Raw genomic sequence first — 20,140 nt, 5'->3', positions numbered from 1 at the left:
CCCATCTCGACGCCTAGACTCTGAGCCATGTCCCGCGTGCTCCACACCGCCCAGGCGCTCGTCGACGTCGTGGTCGAGGTGCCCGCCCTGCCGCCTCCGGGAGGGAACACCAATGCCACCAGCGAGACCCGCTACGCCGGCGGGGCGGCCACGATCCTGGTCGCCGCCGCCCGCACCGGGGCCCGCGCCGTCCACGGCGGCGCGCACGGCACCGGCCCGAACGGAGACCTGGTGCGCTCGGTGCTCGCGGCCGACGGGGTCGCCGTCTCCGCTGCGCCGCGTCCGGACTCCGACACCGGGTCCTGCCTCGTGTTCGTCGAGCCGTCCGCGCAGCGCAGCTTCGTGACGATCTACGGCGCCGAGCGCGAGATCACCGCCGCTTCCCTCGCGACTCTCGCCCCGGAACCGGGCGACCTTCTGTGCGTCTCCGGCTACAGCCTGTTCGACCCCACCCGCGAGCCGCTGCTGGAGTTCCTGGAGACCCTGCCCGACGGCGTCGAGGTGGTGCTCGACCCCGGTGAGCCCTTCGCCTCCTTCGACCGCGAGGTGCAGGACCGGGTGCTCGAGCGCACCACCGTGTGGACCTCGAACGCCGACGAGGCGCGCGCCCTGACCGGGCTGGACGCCCCCGAGGACACTCCGGAGGCGCTGCGGCGCCGCATCGGCAGCCACGCCGCGGTCATCGTGCGCGACGGGGAGCGCGGCTGCATCGTGTTCCACCACGGCCGCGGCACCGAGATCCCCGCCTTCCCGCAGCGGGCCGTGGACACCAACGGCGCCGGCGACACCCACACCGGCGTGCTGCTGGCCGAGCGGGCGCTCGGCGCGGACTGGGAGTCGGCGGCCACGCGGGCCAACGCCGCCGCCGCGATCGCCGTGACGCGCAAGGGCCCCGAGAGCGCACCCACCCGCGCCGAGGTGGATGCCTTCCTGGCGTGAGCAGGCATGGAGGCGGCGACCAGTCAGCCTTCAGCCGGCCCTCCTACGCTGACAGGGTCGGCGAGAGGACGCAGAGCATGGACGCCACCACCTTCCACGACTTCCACGCCACGACCATCGACGGGGAGCGCCAGGAGCTGAGCGCCTACCGCGGGCAGCTCGTGCTGGTCGTCAACACCGCGACCCAGTGCGCGTTCACGCCGCAGTTCCGCGGGCTGCAGGCCCTCCAGGACCGCTTCGGCGGGCAGCGATTCACGGTGCTGGGCTTCCCCTCGGACCAGTTCCATCAGGATCCCGGCAGCGACCAGGAGACCCGCGACGCCTGCGCCGCCACCTACGACATCACCTTCCCGCTGTTCGCCAAGAGCGACGTCAACGGCGAGGACGCTCTCCCGCTGTGGCGGTGGCTGCGCGAGCAGAAGGCCGGGGTGATGGGCGGGCGCATCGCGTGGAACTTCACCAAGTTCCTCATCGCGCCCGACGGCCGGGTGCTGCGCCGGTGGGCCCCGCCGGTGCCTCCGGCCCGGATCGCCGGCCGGATCGAGTCGGAGCTGGGCCTGCGCTGATCCACGGATCCACCGCCGGGCTTGGTAGCGTGGCTCACAAGACCTGACCATCTGAAAGGGGTCCTCATGGAAGGCGTCGTCATCTTCCTGATCATCGCCGTCGTCGTCATCGTCGTGCTGATCGTCCTGGGAGCACTGCTGTTCGGCGGTCTGCGCACATCGCTGATGTTCACGGTCCACTCCCGCGAGGCGGTGATCGTCGAGAGGTTCGGCAAGTTCCGCCGCGTCGCGCAGGCCGGCCTGAACTTCAAGGCACCGTTCATCGACAACACCACCCGGCCGATCTCATTGCGCGTCCAGCAGCTCGAGGTCAACATCGAGTCCAAGACGAAGGACAACGTGTTCGTGACCGTCCCGGTGGCGGTGCAGTACGTGATCAAGGAGGAGATGGTCGTCGACGCGTACTACAAGCTGTCGAACCCTGAGGCGCAGATCCGCTCCTACGTGTTCGACACCGTGCGCTCGGCCCTGTCCGGCCTCGAGCTCGATCAGGCCTTCGAGTCCAAGGACGACATCGCCTACAGCGTCGAGCAGACGCTCTCCACCCGGATGGCGGACTTCGGCTTCAGCATCATCAACACCCTGGTCCAGGACATCTCCCCGGACTCGCGGGTGCGCGATTCGATGAACTCCATCAACGCCGCCCAGCGCGACCGCGTCGCGGCGCAGTCCCTGGCCGAGGCCGACAAGATCAAGCGCGTCACCCAGGCCGAGGCGGAGGCCGAGTCCAAGCGCCTCCAGGGTGAGGGCGTCGCCGCGCAGCGCAAGGCGATCGCCCTGGGCATCGCGGAGCAGTACGAGATGCTGCGCAAGGTCGGCATCGAGAACACCGCCGAGCAGCTGCTGCTGATGACGCAGTACTTCGACACCATGCAGGACGTGGCCCGCAACGGCCGGTCCAACGTGCTGTACCTGCCCTCGAACCCCGGCTCCGTCTCCAGCATGGGCGAGGAGATCCGCACCGCCATGCTGCAGGCGCAGGCCGCGCACGAGGCGGACAAGGACGGCGAGGCCGACGAAGCCCGCATCTCCGCCGAGCAGCTGCGCGAGCAGGAGCAGGAGCGTGCGGAGCGCAAGCGCGCCGAGGCCGAGCATCGCAGCCGCGACGCGCAGCGGGAGGCCCAGCGGTCGGCGGACAACACCCCGCCGTGGGCGCATCCGGGATCCGGCAACCAGGGCTGATCCTCCCCTCGAAGGCCCGGGCCGCCGCGTGCGTCCCGGGCCTTCGCACATCGCGATCGAAGGGCCCGACATGAGCCGACCGAACATCATCCTGGTCTGCGTCGACGAGATGCGGGCCGACGCCATGGGCGTCGCCGGCAACGAGCACATCGACACCCCGAACCTCGACGACCTCGCGCGCGGCGGCTACCGCTTCACCCGCGCCTACACGGCGACCCCCACCTGCGTGCCCGCCCGGGTGGCCCTGTTCACCGGGATGTCGCAGGAGAGGCACGGGCGCTACGGGTACCGGGAGGGCATCTCCTTCCCCGACGCCTACCCCGTCACGCTCCAGTCCACGCTCGGAGCGGCCGGCTACCAGACCTACGGCGTCGGCAAGATGCACGTCTTCCCCGACCGGGCCCGCTGCGGCTTCGACGAGGTGCTGCTGCACGACGGCTTCCTGCACACCTCCCGGCGGCTGAGCCGGGGCCCGTCGGCCGCGATCGACGACTACGTCGAGTTCCTGCGGCGGGAGACCGGGGACCCGCGGGCCGACTACCAAGAGACCGGGATCGGCTGCAACGCGATGACCGCGCGGCCCTGGGAGCGCGAGGAGCGGCTGCACCCCACGCGGTGGGTGGCCGATGAGTCCTTCCGCTTCCTCGAGCGCCGCGACCCCTCCCGCCCGTTCTTCCTGTACATGTCCTTCCACCGCCCGCACGCACCCTTCGACCCGCCGGCCTGGCTGTGGAAGAAGTACCGCGGCCGCGAGATCCCGCCCAGGCCGCTCGGGGACTGGGTCTCCCGCTTCGACGAGCACCGCCGCGACCACGGCTCCGAGGCCGAGTTCGGGGCGCAGAAGGAGTCGACGCACCAGCAGGTGCGGGCCGGGTACTACGGCTCGATCGAGTTCATCGACCTGCAGCTGAACCGGCTGCGCGAGACGCTGTCGGACCACGATCTGACCCAGGACACGGTGATCGTGTTCGTCTCCGACCACGGCGACATGATGGGCGACCACGACATGTACCGGAAGTCGGTGGGCTACGAGGGATCCGCCCGCATCCCCCTGGTGCTGCACGTGCCGCCGCGGCTGCGCGAGGGCTGGGGCGCCCCCGGCGAGGTGGGGACGATCACCGAGCTGCGCGACGTGATGCCGACGCTGCTGGACCTGGCCGGCGTCGAGGTGCCGGACGGCGTGGACGGACAGAGCCTGCGTCCGGCCACCGCCGGCGCGGCGGGGCGCGAGCACCTCCACGGCGAGCACCTGATCAGCTCGCTGGGCCGCCACTCGATGCAATGGATCCGCTCGCAGCGGCACAAGTACCTGTGGTTCTCCGGGGACGGCCACGAGCAGCTGTTCGACCTCGAGGACGATCCGCAGGAGCTGCACGACCTCGCCGGCGACCCGGCCCACGAGGCCGAGCTCGCCCGCCACCGCGCGCTGCTGGTGGATGCGCTGCGCGACCGCGAGGAAGGGTTCGTCGACGGCGAGGAGTTGGTGCCGGGTCGTCCCCTGGTCTCCGAAGCGGCCTGGGTGCGCGAGCACGCGATGCTCTGAGGAACGGCCGCTCTGACGAAAGTCGGAGATCGCCGGCGCTGGAGGGCGGATGTGCCGGTCGTCCTCGTGCGCTGGAGTGGAGGCATGACTGGTTCCGAGGCCCCTCCCGCCACCGACAGCCCCGCCACCGATGCTCCTGAGGCCCCTGAAACGGACTCCTACGCCGTCGAGAAGCGGATCGGCCGGCTCGCCGCGGTGACGCTCGCCTGGTGGGCGCATGGGGGCGTGCGCCTGGTGCTGGCGCTGGTGCTGATGTATTACGGCGGGGCGAAGCTGGTGCTGGGTCAGTTCGGGCTCTCCGGTCCCGGCGACGCGCTGATCACCCAGGGCGAGATGAGCCCGATGGGACTGCTGTGGCGGATGGTCGCCTTCTCCCCGCTGTTCCAGTTCCTCGGGGGTCTGGCGGAGTTCGGGGCGGGCCTGGCGCTGCTGTGGCGGCGCACGGTGCCGCTCGGCGCGGCGATCGGCGCTGCCTCCATGTCGTTGGTGCTGGTGCTGAACATCGGCTACGACGTGATGGTCAAGACCCCGTCGCTGATCTACCTGATCCTCGCGCTGATCGTGCTGATCCCCTGGATGCCGCGGCTGGCCCGGGCGTTCCTCGGCCGCGGCGAGATCCGCCGCGGCCCGGTCCCCACCCTGATCCCCTGGCGCCCGGCCGACCGGGTGATGACCATCCTCGGCCCCCTCCTCGCCGTCGTCGTGGCGGCGGTGACCCTGTGGGCCGTCGCCCAGATGTATCCCCCGCGCAGCACCGACGAGTCGGTCCCGGCCGGCGTGTGGGCCGTGCAGGAGGACACCGCGGACCCGGCCGCGCAGCTCGCCGAGGACACCCGGTGGAGCGCGATCGCCTTCGGCGACACGGTCTCCGGCGGCACCTCCCCCGTGCAGCTGCGCCGAGCGGACGGCGAGCTGGTGACGGGGACCTACCAGCGCACCGGGGAGGGCACCGTCCGGCTCGAACTGCACCCGCTGCGTGAGGAGGGCCAGGACATCCAGGAGTACCTCCAGCAGGAGACGCGCTCGCTCACCCTCGACCTCGTCGAGCGGGAGGACGGGACGCTGCACGTGACCGGGGAGGGCCAGGACCTGGTGCTCGCCCCCGACGAATCCGGATCGATGCTGTACGAGCGCGGCTTCAGCTGGCAGATCCGCCCGGATGATCCCTTCAACCGGTGAACCGTGGGACCTACGGCACTGGCGGGTCCGACGGGCTCGATGTAACGTTCCGGAGTGTTCGAAACCGATGTCCAGGACGTCCCCCAGGAAGCACTGACCGGCTCTCTTCCCTCCGAGTCGCAGATCGCCCGACTGCTCCACGAGGCGTACGCACGATGCGCCGAGGTCACCACGGGTGAGGTCGCCGATTACATCCCCGCCCTGGCCGAAGCCGACCCCGCTCTGTTCGGCCTGTCCCTGACCGAGGTCGACGGCACCGGGCACCGGGTCGGGGACACCGCCGCCCTCTTCACGATCCAGTCGATCTCCAAGGCCTTCGTCCTCGCGCTGGTGTGCGAGGCGATCGGGCACCAGGAGGTCCATCGGGTGGTCGGGGTGAACAACACCGGGCTGCCGTTCAACTCCGTCATCGCGCTCGAGCTGAACGACGGCAACCCCATGAACCCGATGGTCAACGCCGGCGCCATCGCCACCACGGCGCTGGTGCCGGGCGCCACCGCCGAGGAGAAGTGGTGGACGCTGCACGAGGGGCTCAGCCGCTTCGCCGGGCGCTCCCTCGAGCTCGACACTCGGGTGCTCGATTCCGAGTCCGCCTCGAACCATCGTAATCAGGGGATCGCGGACCTGCTGACCTCCTACGACCGTCTGCACGCCGATCCGGCGGAGATGGTCGACCTCTACACCCGCCAGTGCTCGCTGCTGGTGACGGCCGATGACCTCGCCGTCATGGGTGCCACCCTCGCCGACGGGGGCATCAACCCCGTGACCGGGGAGCGGGTCGTCTCCCCCGAGGTCTGCCGCGACACCCTGTCGGTCCTCGCCGCCTGCGGCATGTACGAGCTGTCCGGGGAATGGCTGTTCGAGATCGGCCTGCCCGCCAAGTCCGGGGTCTCCGGCGGCATCGTCGCGATCGCTCCCGGCAAGGGGGCGCTCGGCGCCTTCTCCCCTCCCCTGGATCGGGCCGGGAACAGCGTGCGCGGCCAACGGGCCTGCGCCCACCTCTCCCGCGCGCTCGGGCTGAACCTCTTCGCCTCCCGTCCCCACCCCGCAAAGGATGCAGAGCATGCATGAGCCCACCCGGACCACCCGGCCCGACCAGGCCGCTCGATCCTCCTGGACACCGATGATCGGCCTGTTCCTGGCCCAGGTGCTGATGTCGTTCAACGTCGCGGCGCTGCCCATCTCCCTGGGCGGGATGGTCGAGGACTTCTCGGTGCCGCCGACGGTCGCCAGCTCCACCATCGTGGTCTACGGCCTTGCGGTGGCCGCCCTGGTGATGACGGGCGCGAAGCTCGGCCAGCGCATCGGCTGGACCCTCATCTTCCGCTGCGTCCTGGTCGTCTTCGCCGCCTCGTCGGTGGCGATGATCCTCTCCCCCACCGTGACCTGGGTGATCGTCGGCCAGCTGCTGGCAGGAGCGGCCGCGGCGATCATCGTGCCCGCGCTCGTCGCACTCATCGCGGAGAACTACCGCGGGGCGCAGCAGGCCACCGCGGTCGGCTCCCTGGGCTCGGCCCGCGCCTTCTCCGGCATGAGCGCCTTCCTGATCGGCGGCACCCTGGGCACCTTCGTCGGCTGGCGTCCGATCTTCCTCATCACCCTGGCGCTGGCGGTCGCGGTGTTCGTGCTCAGCTTCAGCCTGCGCTCCGACAAGGGGGACTCCTCGGTCCGGATCGACCTGGTCGCCTCGGTGCTGATCGGGGCGGCGGTGGTCTGCCTGACCCTGGGGTTCAACAATCTCAACGGCTGGGGGCTGCTGCAGGCGGAGGACGGCGCCCCGTTCTCGGTGCTGGGCCTCTCTCCGGCACCGGTGCTGGTGGTTCTCGGTCTCGTGCTCGGTCAGCTGTTCTTCGTCTGGACGCGCCGTCGGACGGCCCAGGGGAAGGTGCCCCTGGTGGATCTCGGCGTGCTGGGCAGCGGCCGGGAGCGTTCGGCGGTGTACGCGATGTTCATCATCGTCTCGATGGAGGCGGCCGTGAACTTCACGGTGCCGATCTACATCCAGGTGGTCCAGGGCCGCACCCCGCTGGACACCTCGCTGGCGATGCTGCCGTTCAACCTCACGGTGTTCGTCACCGCGACGTTGATCATCCGGTTCTACAACCGCTTCGCCCCCCGGACGATCGCGCTGTTCTCCTTCGCGCTGACCACGGTGGCGCTGGTCTGGCTCTCGGCCGTGGTGACCAACAACTGGGAGACGCTGCCGACGATCCTCGGCCTGATCGTGTTCGGCATCGGACAGGGATCCCTGGTCACCCTGGTGTTCAACGTGCTGGTCACGGCGGCCCCGAAGCACCTCGCCGGCGATGTCGGCTCGATCCGCGGCACCACCCAGAACCTGGCCTCGGCCGTCGGCACCGCGGTGATGGGCGCGGTGCTGGTGATGGTGCTCGGGGCGGGCATCGGGCGCGCCGTCGTGGAGCACCCGGAGCTGCCCGACGAGCTGGTCGCGCAGGTGGACCTCGACCAGGTGAACTTCGTCAGCAACGACGAGCTGGACGAGGTCCTCGGCCGCACCACCGCCACGGAGGAGCAGGTCGAGGCCGCCGTGGAGCTGAACGAACAGCAGCGCCTGCGCACCCTGAAGACGGGCTTCCTGATCCTCGCCGGGATCAGCGCGGTCGCGGCGCTGCCGGCCTCGCGCCTGCCGAAGTACGTCCCGGGCGAGATCCCCGACCCCGACGACAGCTGAGCCGACCCGAGCCGCGCTGACCGTGCCCGAACTGTCGGCCCCCTCCCCTACTGTGGTCCGTGACGTGCATGCAGGTGAGGGACAGGTGAGGGAGGAGCCGGAATGCAGATCGAGTTCGGCTGGTCGCTGGACGGGACCGCCTGGGCCGACGGCGCCGGCGCGACCGGGCGGGTGCGGATGGGCCCGCGCGCGCTGGTGCAGCTGCTGCAGACGCGGCTCGCCCTGACCCGTCCGTCGGTGGACCCGGCGGTGCGGGTCGCGCAGTACTCCCGTGCCGTCGCCGTCGCGGACCATCCGTGGGCGCGGGACTCCTTCGAGGCCGATCCGTGGTCCACCGCGACCACGCTGCTGAGCTGGCGGGATGCCGCGGTGGCGGCGGGGGCGCAGCTGCGCGGCGCCGGAGCGCTGCCGGAACGGATCGACGCCCTGTGCGCGATCGAGGAGCAGCGCACCGTCGCGGCCCCGGCGCCGGGAGCGGCCGACGACCTGCGCGAGATCGTCGACCTGCTCGCCGACGACGTCTCCTGGCCGCTCGGCATCGAGGTGCTGCAATGCCACGAGGTCCCGGACCATCTGCCCGGGCTGTGGCCGCGCCTGCTGACGCTGCTCGAGGACGCGGGGGTCCGGATCGAGCAGCTCGCCCCCGCCGCCACCGGCCGGCCGGAGCTGACGGTGATCGAGGCGGAGGACGAATGGACCGCCGCCGAGACCGCCGCCCGTGTCCTCGCCGGTCGGGAGGGCGCACCGCTGCAGGTGCTCGCCGGCACGGACACCGTGATCCTCGATCAGGAGCTGCACCGTCGCGGGCTGCCGGCGCTCGGCGTCGCGGAGGCGGCCGCCGACCGCACCGCCCTGCAGATCCTGCCGCTGTTCCTGTCGATCGCGGTGGACCCGGTGGACGTGCAGCAGCTGGCCTCTTTCCTCGACCTGCGGGTGATGGACGCGCCCGAGGACGGGCGCGACCACGTCGGCCTGGTGCCGGCGCGGGTGCGGACCCGACTGCTGGACGCCCTCGCCGACGAGCCCGGGGTCGGCGGTCCCGCCTGGCAGCGCGCCCTGGCCGCTCTCGAGGTCGACGAGAAGGTCTCCGACGGCGGCCTGGCGTTCGCCCGGACGCTCTCCGACCTGGTCACCACACCGATCCCGCCCGCCGCGCTGACCCCGTCCCGGCTCCGCGCCGCCGTCGAGCCGCTGGGGGCGCGGCTGCGCGCCCTCGGCCAGGGCGATCCCGGACTGACCCGGGCCTCAGCACATCTGCAGGTCCTCCTCGACGTGCTGGAGACCATGGACCCGGACCGGGCCCTGGCCCCGCGCGAGCTGTCGCAGATCGTCGAGGCCTCGGGCGGACGGGCCTCCTCACCTTTCGCCCGGCCCGAGGCGACGACCGCCTGGCGCACCTGCAGCCGCCCCGCCCAGCTGCGGCCCCGCGGCGGCGACGTGCTGTGGTGGGGCGCAGACCGCGAGGACGCCCACACCGGCGTGGTCTGGGACTCCGTCGAGATCGAGGCGCTCACCGCGCTCGGCGCGGACATTCTCGAGCCCGCCCGCCTCGCGGCTCTGACCACCGACGCCGGACTGCGCGGCCTGCGCGGCGCGGAGCGGATCATCGTGGTGCGCACGCGCCGTCGGGCGCAGAAGGCCACCGCGCCGAACGCCCTGCTGGCGCACCTGGCCGCCGAACGCGCGGCCCCCGGGGAAGGAGTCGCCGACGTGCTCGCCCAGCTCACCCTCTCCCCCGGCGAGACGCTGATCGACGGACGTTTCGAGCTCGCCGGATCCCGTCGGCCGCTCCAGCGGCCTGCCCCGACGAGGATCCCTCCGCCGCCCGAGGACCTCACCCGGCAGGTCGACCCCGCCCCGCACCTGGTGCCGCGCTCGCTGTCCTACTCCCAGACCGAGGACCTGCTGGGCTGCCGGCAGAAGTGGACGTACCGCAACGGGCTCCAGATCCGGGCGGCCTCGGTCGCGACCGTCCCCACCGGCAACCGGATGGTCGGCAGCCTCGTGCACGCCGTGGTCGAGGAGCTGGTGAACACCGCGGAGTCGGAGGACCGCAGCGGGCCCCCGTCCGGGGAGCGGATCCGGGAGGAGATCACGGCGCAGGTGCCGCGCCTCGCCTCCGAGCTGCAGCTGCCCGGCCGCGAGGTCGAGCTGGCCACCATGCGCGAGCAGACGGTGCGTTCCCTGGTCGAGTTCTTCGACCGGCTCGGCGCCGCCGGGCTCGTGATCACCTCCGTCGAGTCGAAGTTCGCGGAGCCGCTGACCCTCCGCCTCCGACGCGGCGACGTCACCGTGCCGTTCACGGGCTATCGCGACGTGCTCGCCGAGGACGCCGCCGGCGACCCCACGGTGATCGACCTGAAATGGACCTACGCCGCGAAGAAGTACCCCGACCTGTTCGACACCGGCGAGGCGCTGCAGCTGGCCTCCTACGCCTGGTCGCTGCACGAGGACCACGCCGACGTGGGCTACTACCTGCTCTCCCAGGGGGAGTTCGTCGCCGCGAACCCGGCGCTGGACCCGCACGGCCGCCCCACCCTGGACATCGCCGACCTCTGGTCGCGCGGGACACGCGGGATGACCGATGCGCTGGACGCGATCGGCGAGGGGCGGGTCGATGCGCGCAGCGGGCAGATCCTGCTCGACGCCGGCCAGGACCTGAGCACCTCGCGCAGCGACGCGAAGAAGACCTACGAGTCGGCGCGCGCGACGGCCCGCGCCGAGGGCGCTCTGGTCGTCGACGCCCGCTGCGACTTCTGCGAGTTCGCCCTGCTGTGCGGGATGAGAGGCGATGCGTCATGACGTTCACCCTGATCAACGCGTCCGCCGGATCCGGCAAGACGTACACCCTGACCCGCAAGCTGGCCGAGCGGATCGAGGCGGGGCTCGACCCCGCCCAGATCATCGCGACCACCTTCACGGTCAAGGCGGCCGAGGAGCTCACCGGGCGGATCCGCTCCACCCTGCTGGATCGATCGCAGGTCACCGAGGCGCGCGGCATCGACTCCGCCGTCATCGGGACCGTGAACTCGGTGGCCGGCCGACTGGTCACCGACTACGCGCTGGACGCCGGGATCTCCCCCACGGTCGAGGTGCTCGACGCGGCTCCCCAGAAGGCGGCGTTCGGCGCCGCGATCGCCCACTCCGCCGCGGCCGCCGGCGTGCGCTGGGCGGATCTGCTCGCGCGCACCGAGCACGACGGGGACGAGAACGACACCGGCTTCCGCCCCAAGCAGGCCTGGCGGGCCCGGGTGAAGGACGTCGCCGATGCCGCGCGGACCAATCTCCTCGGGGCCGAGGATCTCAGGGCGTCGGTCGCCGCGTCCTGGGAGGAGTACCGACGCACCGCCGAGCTGCCGGAACCGCTCGAGGACCGGCGGCCCCGCTGGCTGCACCTGCTGGATCAGCGCCTCGAGGACCTCGCCGGCGACCTGGAGGCCTCCCGGACGGCCGATGGGGAACCGATCCCGGGCGGGCCCATCAGATCGACGAGTCTGAACAGGACCGCGAATGATCTGGAGAGCCTGCGCCGGCTGCGACGGACCCTCGCCGACCACGACCGCGCCCCCTGGTCGACCTGGATGCGGATCGCGAAGGGCGGCTTCGGCGCGGCGGCGAAGAAGGCCCTCGCACCGCTGTCGGAGGAGATCGCCGCGGACCTGCCCTCCACCATCACCTGGCAGCAGGATCTGCGCGATCTCCTCGCCCTGATCCTGGAGACCGCCGCCGACTCGCTGGACTCGTACGAGACCTACAAGCGGGACCTGGGCCTGATCGACTTCATCGACCAGGAGGTGCGGGCGCTGCGCCTGCTGCAGGACTCCCCGCGGGTGCGCGCCTCGGTCGCCTCCCGCTTCCGCCTGCTCGCCGTCGACGAGTTCCAGGACACCTCCCCGGTGCAGCTGGCCCTGTTCCTCGAGCTCTCCGGGCTGATCGAGGACAAGATCTGGGTGGGCGATCCGAAGCAGGCGATCTACGGGTTCCGCGACGCGGATCCCCGGCTGATGCAGGACATCATCGCCGCGCTCGAACGCGGCGACACCGTCTTCGGCCGGGGAGACGTCGAGAACCTCTCCCACTCCTGGCGCTCCGCCGAGCGCCTGGTCGAGCTGTCCAACGCGATCTTCACCCGGGTCTTCGCCCCTCACGGGCAGGACAGGGAGCGGATCACCCTGTCGATCCCCCCGCAGCGCGCCGCGCAGGCCGCCGGCGGGGCGCTCGAGGTGTGGGAGGCGACCAAGCACGATCGACGCGTGGTCTCGGCCGAGAAGCACGCCGCGATGATCGCGGAGCAGATCCGCGCCCGGATCGAGGAGGGGTCGTTCACGCCGGGCGGGACCGCCGTGCTGGTGAGGACGAACACCCAGCGCCAGCAGGTCGTCGCTGCTCTGCAGGCGCGCGGCGTGCCGACGGCCGGGGCGGCGCACGCGCTGCTCGCCTCACGGGAGGCGCAGATCGTGCGGGCAGCGCTCGCCGTGTCCCTGGACGGCACCGACACCCTGGCGCTGACGGAGCTGGTGACCCTGCTCGAGGACCATGGCGCGCACGAGTCCTGGTTCGCGCAGCTGATGGCGGCTCCGGACCGCGCGTCGCGCGCGCAGGTGTTCGCCGCCTGGTGGGAGGACGACGTGCTGGCAGGGCTGCGCGAGGTGCGACGGGCCTGCATCGCCTTCACCCCCGAGGAGATGATCAGCGCCCTGATCGACGCCCTGGACCTGCCGCAGCGCATCAAGCGTTGGAGCGACCAGGGGTCCCGTCGGCGCTCGCTCGATGCGCTGCGCTCCCTCGCCCGCGAGACCACGCAGCGGCGGCGCGCCGAGGGCTCCCCGGTCACGCTGACCGGTCTGCGCGCGGAGCTGGACGCCTGGGAGGAGGGTCCGGACCTGTCCGGGCTTCCCGATGCCGTGTGGGTGGGGACCGTCCACGGTGCGAAGGGCCTGGAGTGGGACCACGTGGTCACCTACCTGACCGCCAGGGCCAAGGACTACGACAAGACCTGGGGCGTGCTGGTGCGCTCTCCGGAGCGGGTGGACGTCACCGCGCCGCTGGCCGGTCGCAGCCTCGTGTTCTGGCCGCAGATGCCGGTGCCCGAGGAGATCGGCGAGCACCTGGCCCGATCGGACTTCGCCACCCGGCGTGCCCGCGGTGAGGCCGAGGAGGCCGGGCGCCTGTACTACGTCGCGCTCACCCGCGCGGCGGCCACCGGCGTGCTGGCCGTCCCCGGTCCGAGGACAGTGCTCGACGCGCTGATCGAGGGCCCCGCCGAGGAGGAGCCCGCCTCGTCGCTGCTGGCATGGTCACAGGACGGGATCAGGGTGGACGGGACGGCGGAGCCGCTGCCCGCGAGGGTCACCCGGACCAACGTCGACGATCTGCTGGACGAGGTGCCGACGCGGCTTCCGGCCGTGACCGATCCGCTGGCGGTGACCGACATCCCGGTGCGGCCGACGGGGGCGGATGCCGAGCGCGCCGCGGCTCGTTTCCAGGCCTCGGCGGCGATCTCCGCGGTCTCGCTCGGCACCGTCGGGGAGCCGCTGCCGATCGGCCGACGCCTGGTTCCGGACGGCGGACCGCGATGGGAGCGGGTCGGCGAGGCCGTGCACGCCTATCTCGCGCTGCCCCTGGAGCATCTGGATCTCGCGCAGCAGGAGGCCGCCGCCTCGCGGCTGGTCGAGCGGTGGGCCGTGTCCCGCGCGGTGGACCCCGGGGTGCTGCGGGAGGCGGGCGAGGCCTGGAATGCCTTCCTCGCCGCCGAGTTCCCCGGTGCCGAGCAGCTCACCGAACAGCCGATCACCTGGTGGAACGAGGACGCGCAGGTCATGGAAGGGTGGATCGACACCCTGCTGCGCCTGCCGGACGGCTCGGTGGTCCTGGTGGACCACAAGTCCTATCCCGGCGACGACCCGGTGACGACGGTGCGGGAGAGGTATCTGGGGCAGATGTCCACCTACTCCCGCGCCCTGGCCGCCGCCGGGTCGCAGCCGGACCGGATCCTGATCCACCTGCCGCTGCGCGGCGAGGTGCTCGAGGTGACATTGCATGAGCACGCCCGCTGACAGTGCCGCTGTCCCGCTGCTCGGCGCCGAGGAGGCGGTCGATGCGGCGCGGGTGCTGCTCGATGCGGCGCTGCGCTCCGGGTCGCGCCGCCTGCTCGGGATCGCCGGCGCGCCCGGGGCCGGCAAATCCACGCTGACCGAGCTGCTGGCTGGGCGACTGCCGGCCGGTTCCTGCGTGGTGGTGCCGATGGACGGATTCCACCTGGCCGACGTGGCACTGGAGCGGCTGGTCCGCCGGGACCGCAAGGGTGCCCCGGACACCTTCGACGCGGCCGGGTACGTGGCCCTGCTGCAGCGGCTCCGCACCGCTCGGGCGACCGATCCGCCGGTGTGGGCCCCGATGTTCGAGCGCGACCTCGAACAGCCCCTCGCCGGCGCGATCGAGGTGACCGGCGAGGTGCCGCTGGTGATCACCGAGGGCAACTACCTGCTGGCCGACGGCGCCTTCGCCCAGGTGCCGGCGATGCTCGATGCCCGCTGGTTCGTCGAGATGCCCGAGGAGCTGCGCCACCAGCGCCTCATCGCCCGCCACGAACACTTCGGCAAGTCGCCGGAGGCCGCCCGGGAGTGGGCGCTGGGACCGGACGAGGCCAATGCCCGCCTGGTCGCCGCCACCCGCCCCCGGGCCGACGCGGTGGTGCAGCTGGGCTGAGGCGTGGGGTCAGAGCAGCGGCGGCGCGGTCCCGATCGATCCGGTGCGGGCGAAGGCGGGGACCAGCTCGATGCTCTCCGGCCCGGTACCCGCCTCCTTCGCCGCGACCCAGAGGGCGAGGGTGTTCACGCCGTGGTGGTCGAGGAACCCGGCGGGGATCGTGAACTCGCTCTGGGGGCCGATGTCCCCGATGTAGATCCCGGTGTTCCAGCCGTTGACGTACAGCACGGCCTGGCAGGCATCGCGCCGACCGTCCTCGAAGCGGAACGAGCGCAGCGTGAGACGCCAGCCGACGTCCACGCCGTCGGGCGCGGCGAGCTCGAAAGCGGCGCGATACCACCGCACGCCGGGCGCGTCGGCCACGAGGGTCGAGGCCTCGTCCCAGGTGGAGTCGTCGTGCTCGGGCAGATGCCAGCCGTGACGCTCCCCGTGCAGGCCGCCGGTGTTGTACAGGGTGCGTCGGGAGTCGATGTCCGCGGCGCCCTGCACCCGCCAGGTGATCTCCCCGGCGGCGGGCAGCACGGCGTCGAACAGGCCCCGGTTCTGCTTCGACAGGCCGTTGTCGCTCCAGTCGAGGTTCTGGCCGAGGTTGTGCACCAGCACGCTGAGCACGAGCTCCTTCCCCGCGACGGCGAGGTCCTCGGGCAGCGTGAAGGTCTGGTCCTCTCCCACCGCCGGTGCCGCGGCGAGATAGGTGCCGTCGGCCCAGACCTGCAGGAACGCCGGTTCCTGGCCCTGGGGCGGCTGCCCGGTCCCGCCGTTGCCGCGCAGCACGAGCTCCCGACCCCCATCGGCCGTGAAGACGGCGCGGTACCAGACGCTGCCCTCGAAGAAGCCGTAGTGGTTGGAGTCCAGCACGACGCCCCCGCGGCCGGGGCCCTGGAAGCGGGTGGAGCCTTCAGTGGCGTCGGCGAGCGTCCATGCGGAATCGTCGAAGTCCGCCGCGGACTCCGGGGCCTCCTCGGCGACCCGGAAAGTCAGGTCCGGGATGGTCGGGCCCGCGGGAGCCGGCAGCGTGTGGGTGGCGATGCCGTCATCGACCGGGCGGGACTCGCCGTTCACGATGACGCGGCGGATCCCGTCGGGGACGTCGAGGCGCACGTCGGCCGGGTCGGTGGTGCCGAGGACGACCTCCGCGTCCGCCCGGGCGAAGGCGACCGTGCGGGCCAGCTCCGCACCTTCGACGACGACGTGCGCATCGGCGCTGCCGGGCGTCGTGGTGCTGCGGTGCACCGGGCGGCCGCCGAGGAACCAGGTGGTGCCGGCGGCGGCGCGGCCGATCGCCCGCAGCTCCAGTCGGCTCGTCCCGCCCTTGCCCGCGGAGGTCACGGGGCGGCCGGTGATCTCGATCGACACCGGCTCCTCGCCGTGGACGAGGGTGATCCGCAGCTGGCCGGTCGCATCGTCCCAGTGGGTGCTCACGCTCTCGGGGACGGAGACCTCGGGCTCCACCGCGTAGCGCAGCACGAGTTCCCCCGGATCGCCCTCTCGGCCGATCAGGTACTGCAGGTGGCCCTGGCGCCGTGGCAGGGCCGGGCCGAACAGGGCGCTGGTGGAGTAGAGCAGGCCGTGGTCGCCGATCACCGTGTCGGCGACGATCGTCAGGGCGTCCCGGCCGTGGATGTGCAGGAAGGTCGACTCGTCCTGCGGGACTCGGGCCCAGCCGGTCACGCCCTCGGGGATCTCGATGTCCCCGTCCTCTCCGCCGGTCGGCACGTCGAAGGCGTCCAGGGCGACGACCGTGCCCTCCGCCCCGGGGGCGGGCTCGCCGAGGGCCTCGACGAGGACCGTGTGCTCCCCCTCGGACAACCTCGTGACCTGGTAGCTGATGACCTGGGAGGGCTTGTTCTGCTCGGTCTCGACATGGCTGGTGAAGGTGCCGTGCTCCTGCCCGTCGACAAGGACCCGAGCCATCCCGTGATCGGTGCCGGTGGAGGTGATGATGTCGACCGCGGTGCCGGTGAACGTCCAGCTCGCCGTGGCTCCGGCCGCCTCGGTGCGGGTCAGGGTCGACGCGGAGGCGGTGGAATCCTCGACCTGCGACCAATCGCCCTCGTACGTGATCGCGGCATCGCGGTCATCGACCGTCGGCGCTTTCTCGCCGACGTCCTCGCCGTCGCCGAGCACGAGGGAGGTCGCGAAGCGGGTGTCGGTCTCGTCGTTGGAGTCGGCGAGGCGGAAGGCGAGCAGCCGGGGACGGCCGCCGTCGGTCGCCGAGCCCTCGTCGTCGGTGCCCAGACGCTGATACGCCTGGATCGCGCCGCCGGAATTCTCGCGCAGCGCCTGCGGGGCGACGGGTGCCATCGAGGCGATCTGCGGCAGAGCCTGCTGGAGGTAGCCGAGCTCCTTCTGGACAGCGAGCTTCTCGGTCAGCTCGCGGTCCTCCGTGATCGCAGCACCGTAGTCGTAGCTGGTGAATCCCGAGGACGGGGATCCGGTGTAGCCCCAGTTCGTGCCGCCGAAGACCATGTAGTAGTTGAAGGCGGTGACGCCGCCCGCGAGGTTGCGCACGCCCCATTGACGGGTGAAGGCGGGGTCGGTGAACTCGTAGGCCTGGTGGGAGGAGAACGATGCACCCCAGGGGGTGAACGCCCCGCCCTGGGACTCGGTGATGAACTGCGGGGTGTCGGGAGAGATCTCGCGGTAGACCTGCTCGGACTCCCCGATCCGCGCGCGGGGGCCGCCGGCGTCGAATCCCAGCGGGTAGTGGTCGTAGGCGTAGAAGTCGGTGTTGTGCTCCTCGACGTCGGCGAAGCGCCCGCCGAGGTTGTAGTCGTTGTGGAACAACGGGACGGTGATGCCGGTGGAGCGCACGTGATCGGCCAGGCCGCGCAGGAACGCCGAGCGCTCCGCGTCCTCGGCGATCAGCTCGTTCTCCACCTGGTACATCAGCACGCTGCCCCCGCCGTCGGTCACCTGGTGGCGCGCGATGATCTCGTTCACGGCGCTCAACCACGCGCAGGAGTCGGCGAAGTTCTCCGGGTCGGTCGAGCGCAGCGGCGCCTCCCGGTTGGTCATGTACGCGGGCAGGCCGCCCATCGAGATCTCGGCGTTGACGTAGGGGCCGGGTCGCGCGATGACGTACAGCCCCTCCTCCGCCGCCATGGTCAGCAGCAGGTCGATGTCCCGGATCCCGCGGAAGTCGAACTCGCCGCCGGACGTGCTCTGGTGCAGTCCCCAGAAGAAGTAGAAGGACACGGCGGTGAACCCGGCGGCCTTCACGATCTGCAGCAGGTCGCGCCATTGGGCCGGGGCGGGCACCCGCCAGGGGTGGATCTCCCCGGAGTAGATCAGCAGGCGCTGATCGTCGACCAGGAAGGAGTGCTCGTCCCAGGTCACGGTGTGCGCGCGGCCGTCGTTGCCGGGGAAGGACGAGGTGCCGCGCAGCAGGTCGCCCGTCGCCTCGCGGTGGTCCGGGACGGTCGGGCCGAGTGCATCGGCGCGGGTCGCGGAGAGCACGGCCGGAGCGGCGAGAGCCGTTCCGGCCGTGCAGGCCCCCAGCCGCAGGAAGCTCTGACGGCTCAGCGTGGACGGGCGCGGATCGGTCTGCGGCATGCGGGGCTCCTCATCGAGCGGTTGGTCGTGGCTCCGACCGTAGCAAATCGCTTAACCGCTTCATAGGGCATACCACGCGCACCCGGCCCGAGATCAGGCGCCGGTCATCACCGCGCGGGCGAAGCCGGTGGAGCGATCGCGCAGACCGTCGATCCGCTCCTGTCGGTGGTAGGCGAGCAGGGCCTCGTCCTCCGTCTGCATCTCGAACGCCGTCGGCGCCCGGCGCACGTTCTGCGAGCACCGGAAGTCGGCGCACAGCGAGGTGCCGATGGTGTTGCCGCGTCGGCCCTCGGCGCCGCCGCGCGGGGCGGCGAAGGACGCCGCGTGGAGGCCGTCGATGACGTCCTCGCACCAGGCGCACATCATCTTTCTCGGCGGCGTTTTCCCGGTCCCGCGCAGCAGCAGGCAGACGAGCTCGTCGTCGACCTCGAGCGCGACATAGTGCAGCAGCGGCTTGCGGGGGTCCTGCCAGCCGAGGTAGTCCAGCTCGTCCCACGCCACGGCCGCGAGGTCCGGGAGCGCGGCACGCTGGGCGTCGCCCTTGCTGGCGTTGACGAAGGACGTGCGGATCTGGTGTTCGGTCAGGGGTCTCATGGAGTGTGTCCTCACGACGGGCGCGCGGTGCCGCCCGCTCAGGGCGGGGCTTCCAGCGCGCAGGAGAGTTCAGGAAGGTGTCGTGACGGCGTGCGGGCACGCCGGAGTCACACCGAGCAGGCCGAGTCGGCCGCCCCGTTTCCTGCATGCGTCGTGGGCATGCTGGTCTCCTCTCCCGTCATGGACGCGTTCACGTTACGCCCGCGGTGGAACGGCCCGCAAGGCGATAAGGGACACCGAGGAGCGGGGATGCCCTCAGGCGATGATCTGGTTCAGCTGCTCGAGGTCCTCGCTGCCGAGGTCGAGCGTCATGGCGTCGGCGGAGTCGGCGATCGACTCGGGACGGCTGGCGCCGGGGATGGGGACGACGTGCTCGGAAAGCGACAGCTCCCAGGCGAGGACGACCTGCTGCGGGCTGACGGAGCGGGCCTCGGCGATGCGCTGGATCTGGGGGAACCTCTCCCCCACGGCACTCGCCCCGCCGCCGGTGCCGCCGAGCGGGGACCAGGGCACGAAGGCGATTCCGTGCTCGGCGCAGTGGCGCAGCTCGCGCAGGCTGGTGTGGAAGAAGGTCGGTGAGAACTCGTTCTGGACCGCCGCGAGCCCGCCCTCGCCGAGCACGTCCCGGGCCACGTCGATCTCCTCGACGTTGGCGTTGGAGATCCCGACCTCGCGGATCAGTCCCTCCTGCTGGAAGGCGGCGAGCACCTCGACGCCCTCGGCGTAGCGGATGCTGCGGTCCGGGCGGTGCCAGTAGTAGAGATCGAGGACGTCGACGTCGAGGTCCCGCAGCGACTTCTCCAGTGCCGCACGCAGGTAGGTCGGGGAGCCGTCGCGGCCCCCGCCCTCCGCCGAACGGGTGATGCCGCCCTTGGAGGCGATCACGACGGAGGAGCGGTCGCCGCCCCAGGTGCGCAGCGCCTCGGCGACGAGCTGCTCGTTGTGGCCCATGGTGTCCCAGCTGGGGGCATAGATGTCGGCGGTGTCGATCAGGGTGATCCCCGCGTCGAGGGCAGCGTGGATCGTGGCCGTGGCGCGCTCGGGCGGGGCGGGTTCTCCGCGCCCCATGGACAGCGGCATGGCACCGAGGCCGAGAACGGAGGCGGTCAGGGAGCCGATGCGGCGGGTGGGTGCGGTCTGAGGAGCAGTCATCGGGCAAGCGTATGCCGAGTCCGCGGCGCT

13 protein-coding genes are annotated in these 20,140 nt (G+C 71.7%); 10 read left to right on the top strand and 3 right to left on the bottom strand.

The window, feature by feature from the left end; genetic code table 11:
- Positions 1–27: 27 nt before the first annotated feature.
- From JOF44_RS16460 to JOF44_RS16415, 10 genes are all read left to right on the top strand, one after another.
- Complete coding sequence (locus JOF44_RS16460; RefSeq protein WP_209893917.1) at positions 28–939, top strand: PfkB family carbohydrate kinase; 912 nt, start codon at positions 28–30, stop codon at positions 937–939.
- Between the two features lie 77 nt (positions 940–1,016).
- On the top strand, positions 1,017–1,505 hold the full coding sequence (locus JOF44_RS16455) for a glutathione peroxidase (protein WP_209893914.1): 489 nt from the start codon (positions 1,017–1,019) through the stop codon (positions 1,503–1,505).
- A 66-nt stretch (positions 1,506–1,571) separates the two neighbouring features.
- Positions 1,572–2,687 carry an SPFH domain-containing protein gene (locus JOF44_RS16450; protein ID WP_209893911.1) on the top strand — a complete coding sequence of 372 codons (1,116 nt, stop codon included), beginning with the start codon at positions 1,572–1,574 and terminating at the stop codon, positions 2,685–2,687.
- 70 nt (positions 2,688–2,757) lie between these two features.
- Positions 2,758–4,230, top strand: a complete 1,473-nt coding sequence (locus JOF44_RS16445) for an arylsulfatase (RefSeq protein WP_209893908.1) — start codon at positions 2,758–2,760, stop codon at positions 4,228–4,230.
- An 84-nt stretch (positions 4,231–4,314) separates the two neighbouring features.
- Positions 4,315–5,409, top strand: a complete 1,095-nt coding sequence (locus tag JOF44_RS16440) for a DoxX family protein (RefSeq protein ID WP_245348982.1) — start codon at positions 4,315–4,317, stop codon at positions 5,407–5,409.
- Between the two features lie 54 nt (positions 5,410–5,463).
- A complete protein-coding gene (gene glsA, locus JOF44_RS16435; RefSeq protein ID WP_209893904.1) occupies positions 5,464–6,480 on the top strand; it encodes a glutaminase A in 1,017 nt (338 codons plus the stop codon).
- Positions 6,473–8,101, top strand: a complete 1,629-nt coding sequence (locus tag JOF44_RS16430) for an MFS transporter (RefSeq protein WP_245348981.1) — start codon at positions 6,473–6,475, stop codon at positions 8,099–8,101. Before glsA ends, JOF44_RS16430 begins: the two co-directional genes overlap by 8 nt.
- A gap of 102 nt (positions 8,102–8,203) precedes the next feature.
- On the top strand, positions 8,204–10,903 hold the full coding sequence (locus tag JOF44_RS16425) for a PD-(D/E)XK nuclease family protein (RefSeq protein WP_209893902.1): 2,700 nt from the start codon (positions 8,204–8,206) through the stop codon (positions 10,901–10,903).
- Positions 10,900–14,157, top strand: a complete 3,258-nt coding sequence (locus JOF44_RS16420) for a UvrD-helicase domain-containing protein (protein ID WP_209893899.1) — start codon at positions 10,900–10,902, stop codon at positions 14,155–14,157. The genes JOF44_RS16425 and JOF44_RS16420 overlap by 4 nt, the downstream gene beginning before the upstream one ends.
- Positions 14,141–14,809 carry a nucleoside/nucleotide kinase family protein gene (locus tag JOF44_RS16415; protein WP_209893896.1) on the top strand — a complete coding sequence of 223 codons (669 nt, stop codon included), beginning with the start codon at positions 14,141–14,143 and terminating at the stop codon, positions 14,807–14,809. The genes JOF44_RS16420 and JOF44_RS16415 overlap by 17 nt, the downstream gene beginning before the upstream one ends.
- Positions 14,810–14,818: 9 nt before the next feature.
- On the opposite strand, the gene JOF44_RS16410 is transcribed toward JOF44_RS16415, so the two are convergent.
- The 3 genes from JOF44_RS16410 to JOF44_RS16400 all read right to left on the bottom strand — a co-directional run bounded on the left by JOF44_RS16410 (position 14,819) and on the right by JOF44_RS16400 (position 20,110).
- Positions 14,819–18,364: a beta-galactosidase gene (locus tag JOF44_RS16410; protein WP_209893893.1), complete on the bottom strand. Its 3,546-nt coding sequence runs from the start codon at positions 18,362–18,364 to the stop codon at positions 14,819–14,821.
- 93 nt (positions 18,365–18,457) lie between these two features.
- Positions 18,458–18,958 (bottom strand): FBP domain-containing protein, encoded by a 501-nt coding sequence (locus JOF44_RS16405; protein WP_209893890.1) that lies wholly within the window; start codon positions 18,956–18,958, stop codon positions 18,458–18,460.
- A gap of 255 nt (positions 18,959–19,213) precedes the next feature.
- The gene (locus tag JOF44_RS16400; protein WP_209893887.1) at positions 19,214–20,110 is read right to left on the bottom strand and encodes an aldo/keto reductase; all 897 of its coding nucleotides are present in this window, start codon (positions 20,108–20,110) and stop codon (positions 19,214–19,216) included.
- Positions 20,111–20,140 lie beyond the last annotated feature (30 nt).

Source organism: Brachybacterium fresconis (genome assembly GCF_017876515.1).
In the GTDB taxonomy this organism is placed as follows: domain Bacteria; phylum Actinomycetota; class Actinomycetes; order Actinomycetales; family Dermabacteraceae; genus Brachybacterium; species Brachybacterium fresconis.
This window is presented reverse-complemented; position numbering and strand designations above follow the sequence as displayed.

Excerpts from the sequence above, each read along its gene's own strand:
- JOF44_RS16440 (WP_245348982.1), top strand. The coding sequence starts at position 4,315 with ATGACTGGTTCCGAGGCCCCTCCCGCCACCGACAGCCCCGCCACCGAT.
- JOF44_RS16415 (WP_209893896.1), top strand. The coding sequence starts at position 14,141 with ATGAGCACGCCCGCTGACAGTGCCGCTGTCCCGCTGCTCGGCGCCGAG.
- JOF44_RS16455 (WP_209893914.1), top strand. The coding sequence starts at position 1,017 with ATGGACGCCACCACCTTCCACGACTTCCACGCCACGACCATCGACGGG.
- JOF44_RS16410 (WP_209893893.1), bottom strand. The coding sequence starts at position 18,364 with ATGCCGCAGACCGATCCGCGCCCGTCCACGCTGAGCCGTCAGAGCTTC.
- JOF44_RS16425 (WP_209893902.1), top strand. The coding sequence starts at position 8,204 with ATGCAGATCGAGTTCGGCTGGTCGCTGGACGGGACCGCCTGGGCCGAC.
- JOF44_RS16430 (WP_245348981.1), top strand. The coding sequence starts at position 6,473 with ATGCATGAGCCCACCCGGACCACCCGGCCCGACCAGGCCGCTCGATCC.
- JOF44_RS16400 (WP_209893887.1), bottom strand. The coding sequence starts at position 20,110 with ATGACTGCTCCTCAGACCGCACCCACCCGCCGCATCGGCTCCCTGACC.
- JOF44_RS16450 (WP_209893911.1), top strand. The coding sequence starts at position 1,572 with ATGGAAGGCGTCGTCATCTTCCTGATCATCGCCGTCGTCGTCATCGTC.
- JOF44_RS16420 (WP_209893899.1), top strand. The coding sequence starts at position 10,900 with ATGACGTTCACCCTGATCAACGCGTCCGCCGGATCCGGCAAGACGTAC.
- JOF44_RS16460 (WP_209893917.1), top strand. The coding sequence starts at position 28 with ATGTCCCGCGTGCTCCACACCGCCCAGGCGCTCGTCGACGTCGTGGTC.
- JOF44_RS16445 (WP_209893908.1), top strand. The coding sequence starts at position 2,758 with ATGAGCCGACCGAACATCATCCTGGTCTGCGTCGACGAGATGCGGGCC.
- JOF44_RS16405 (WP_209893890.1), bottom strand. The coding sequence starts at position 18,958 with ATGAGACCCCTGACCGAACACCAGATCCGCACGTCCTTCGTCAACGCC.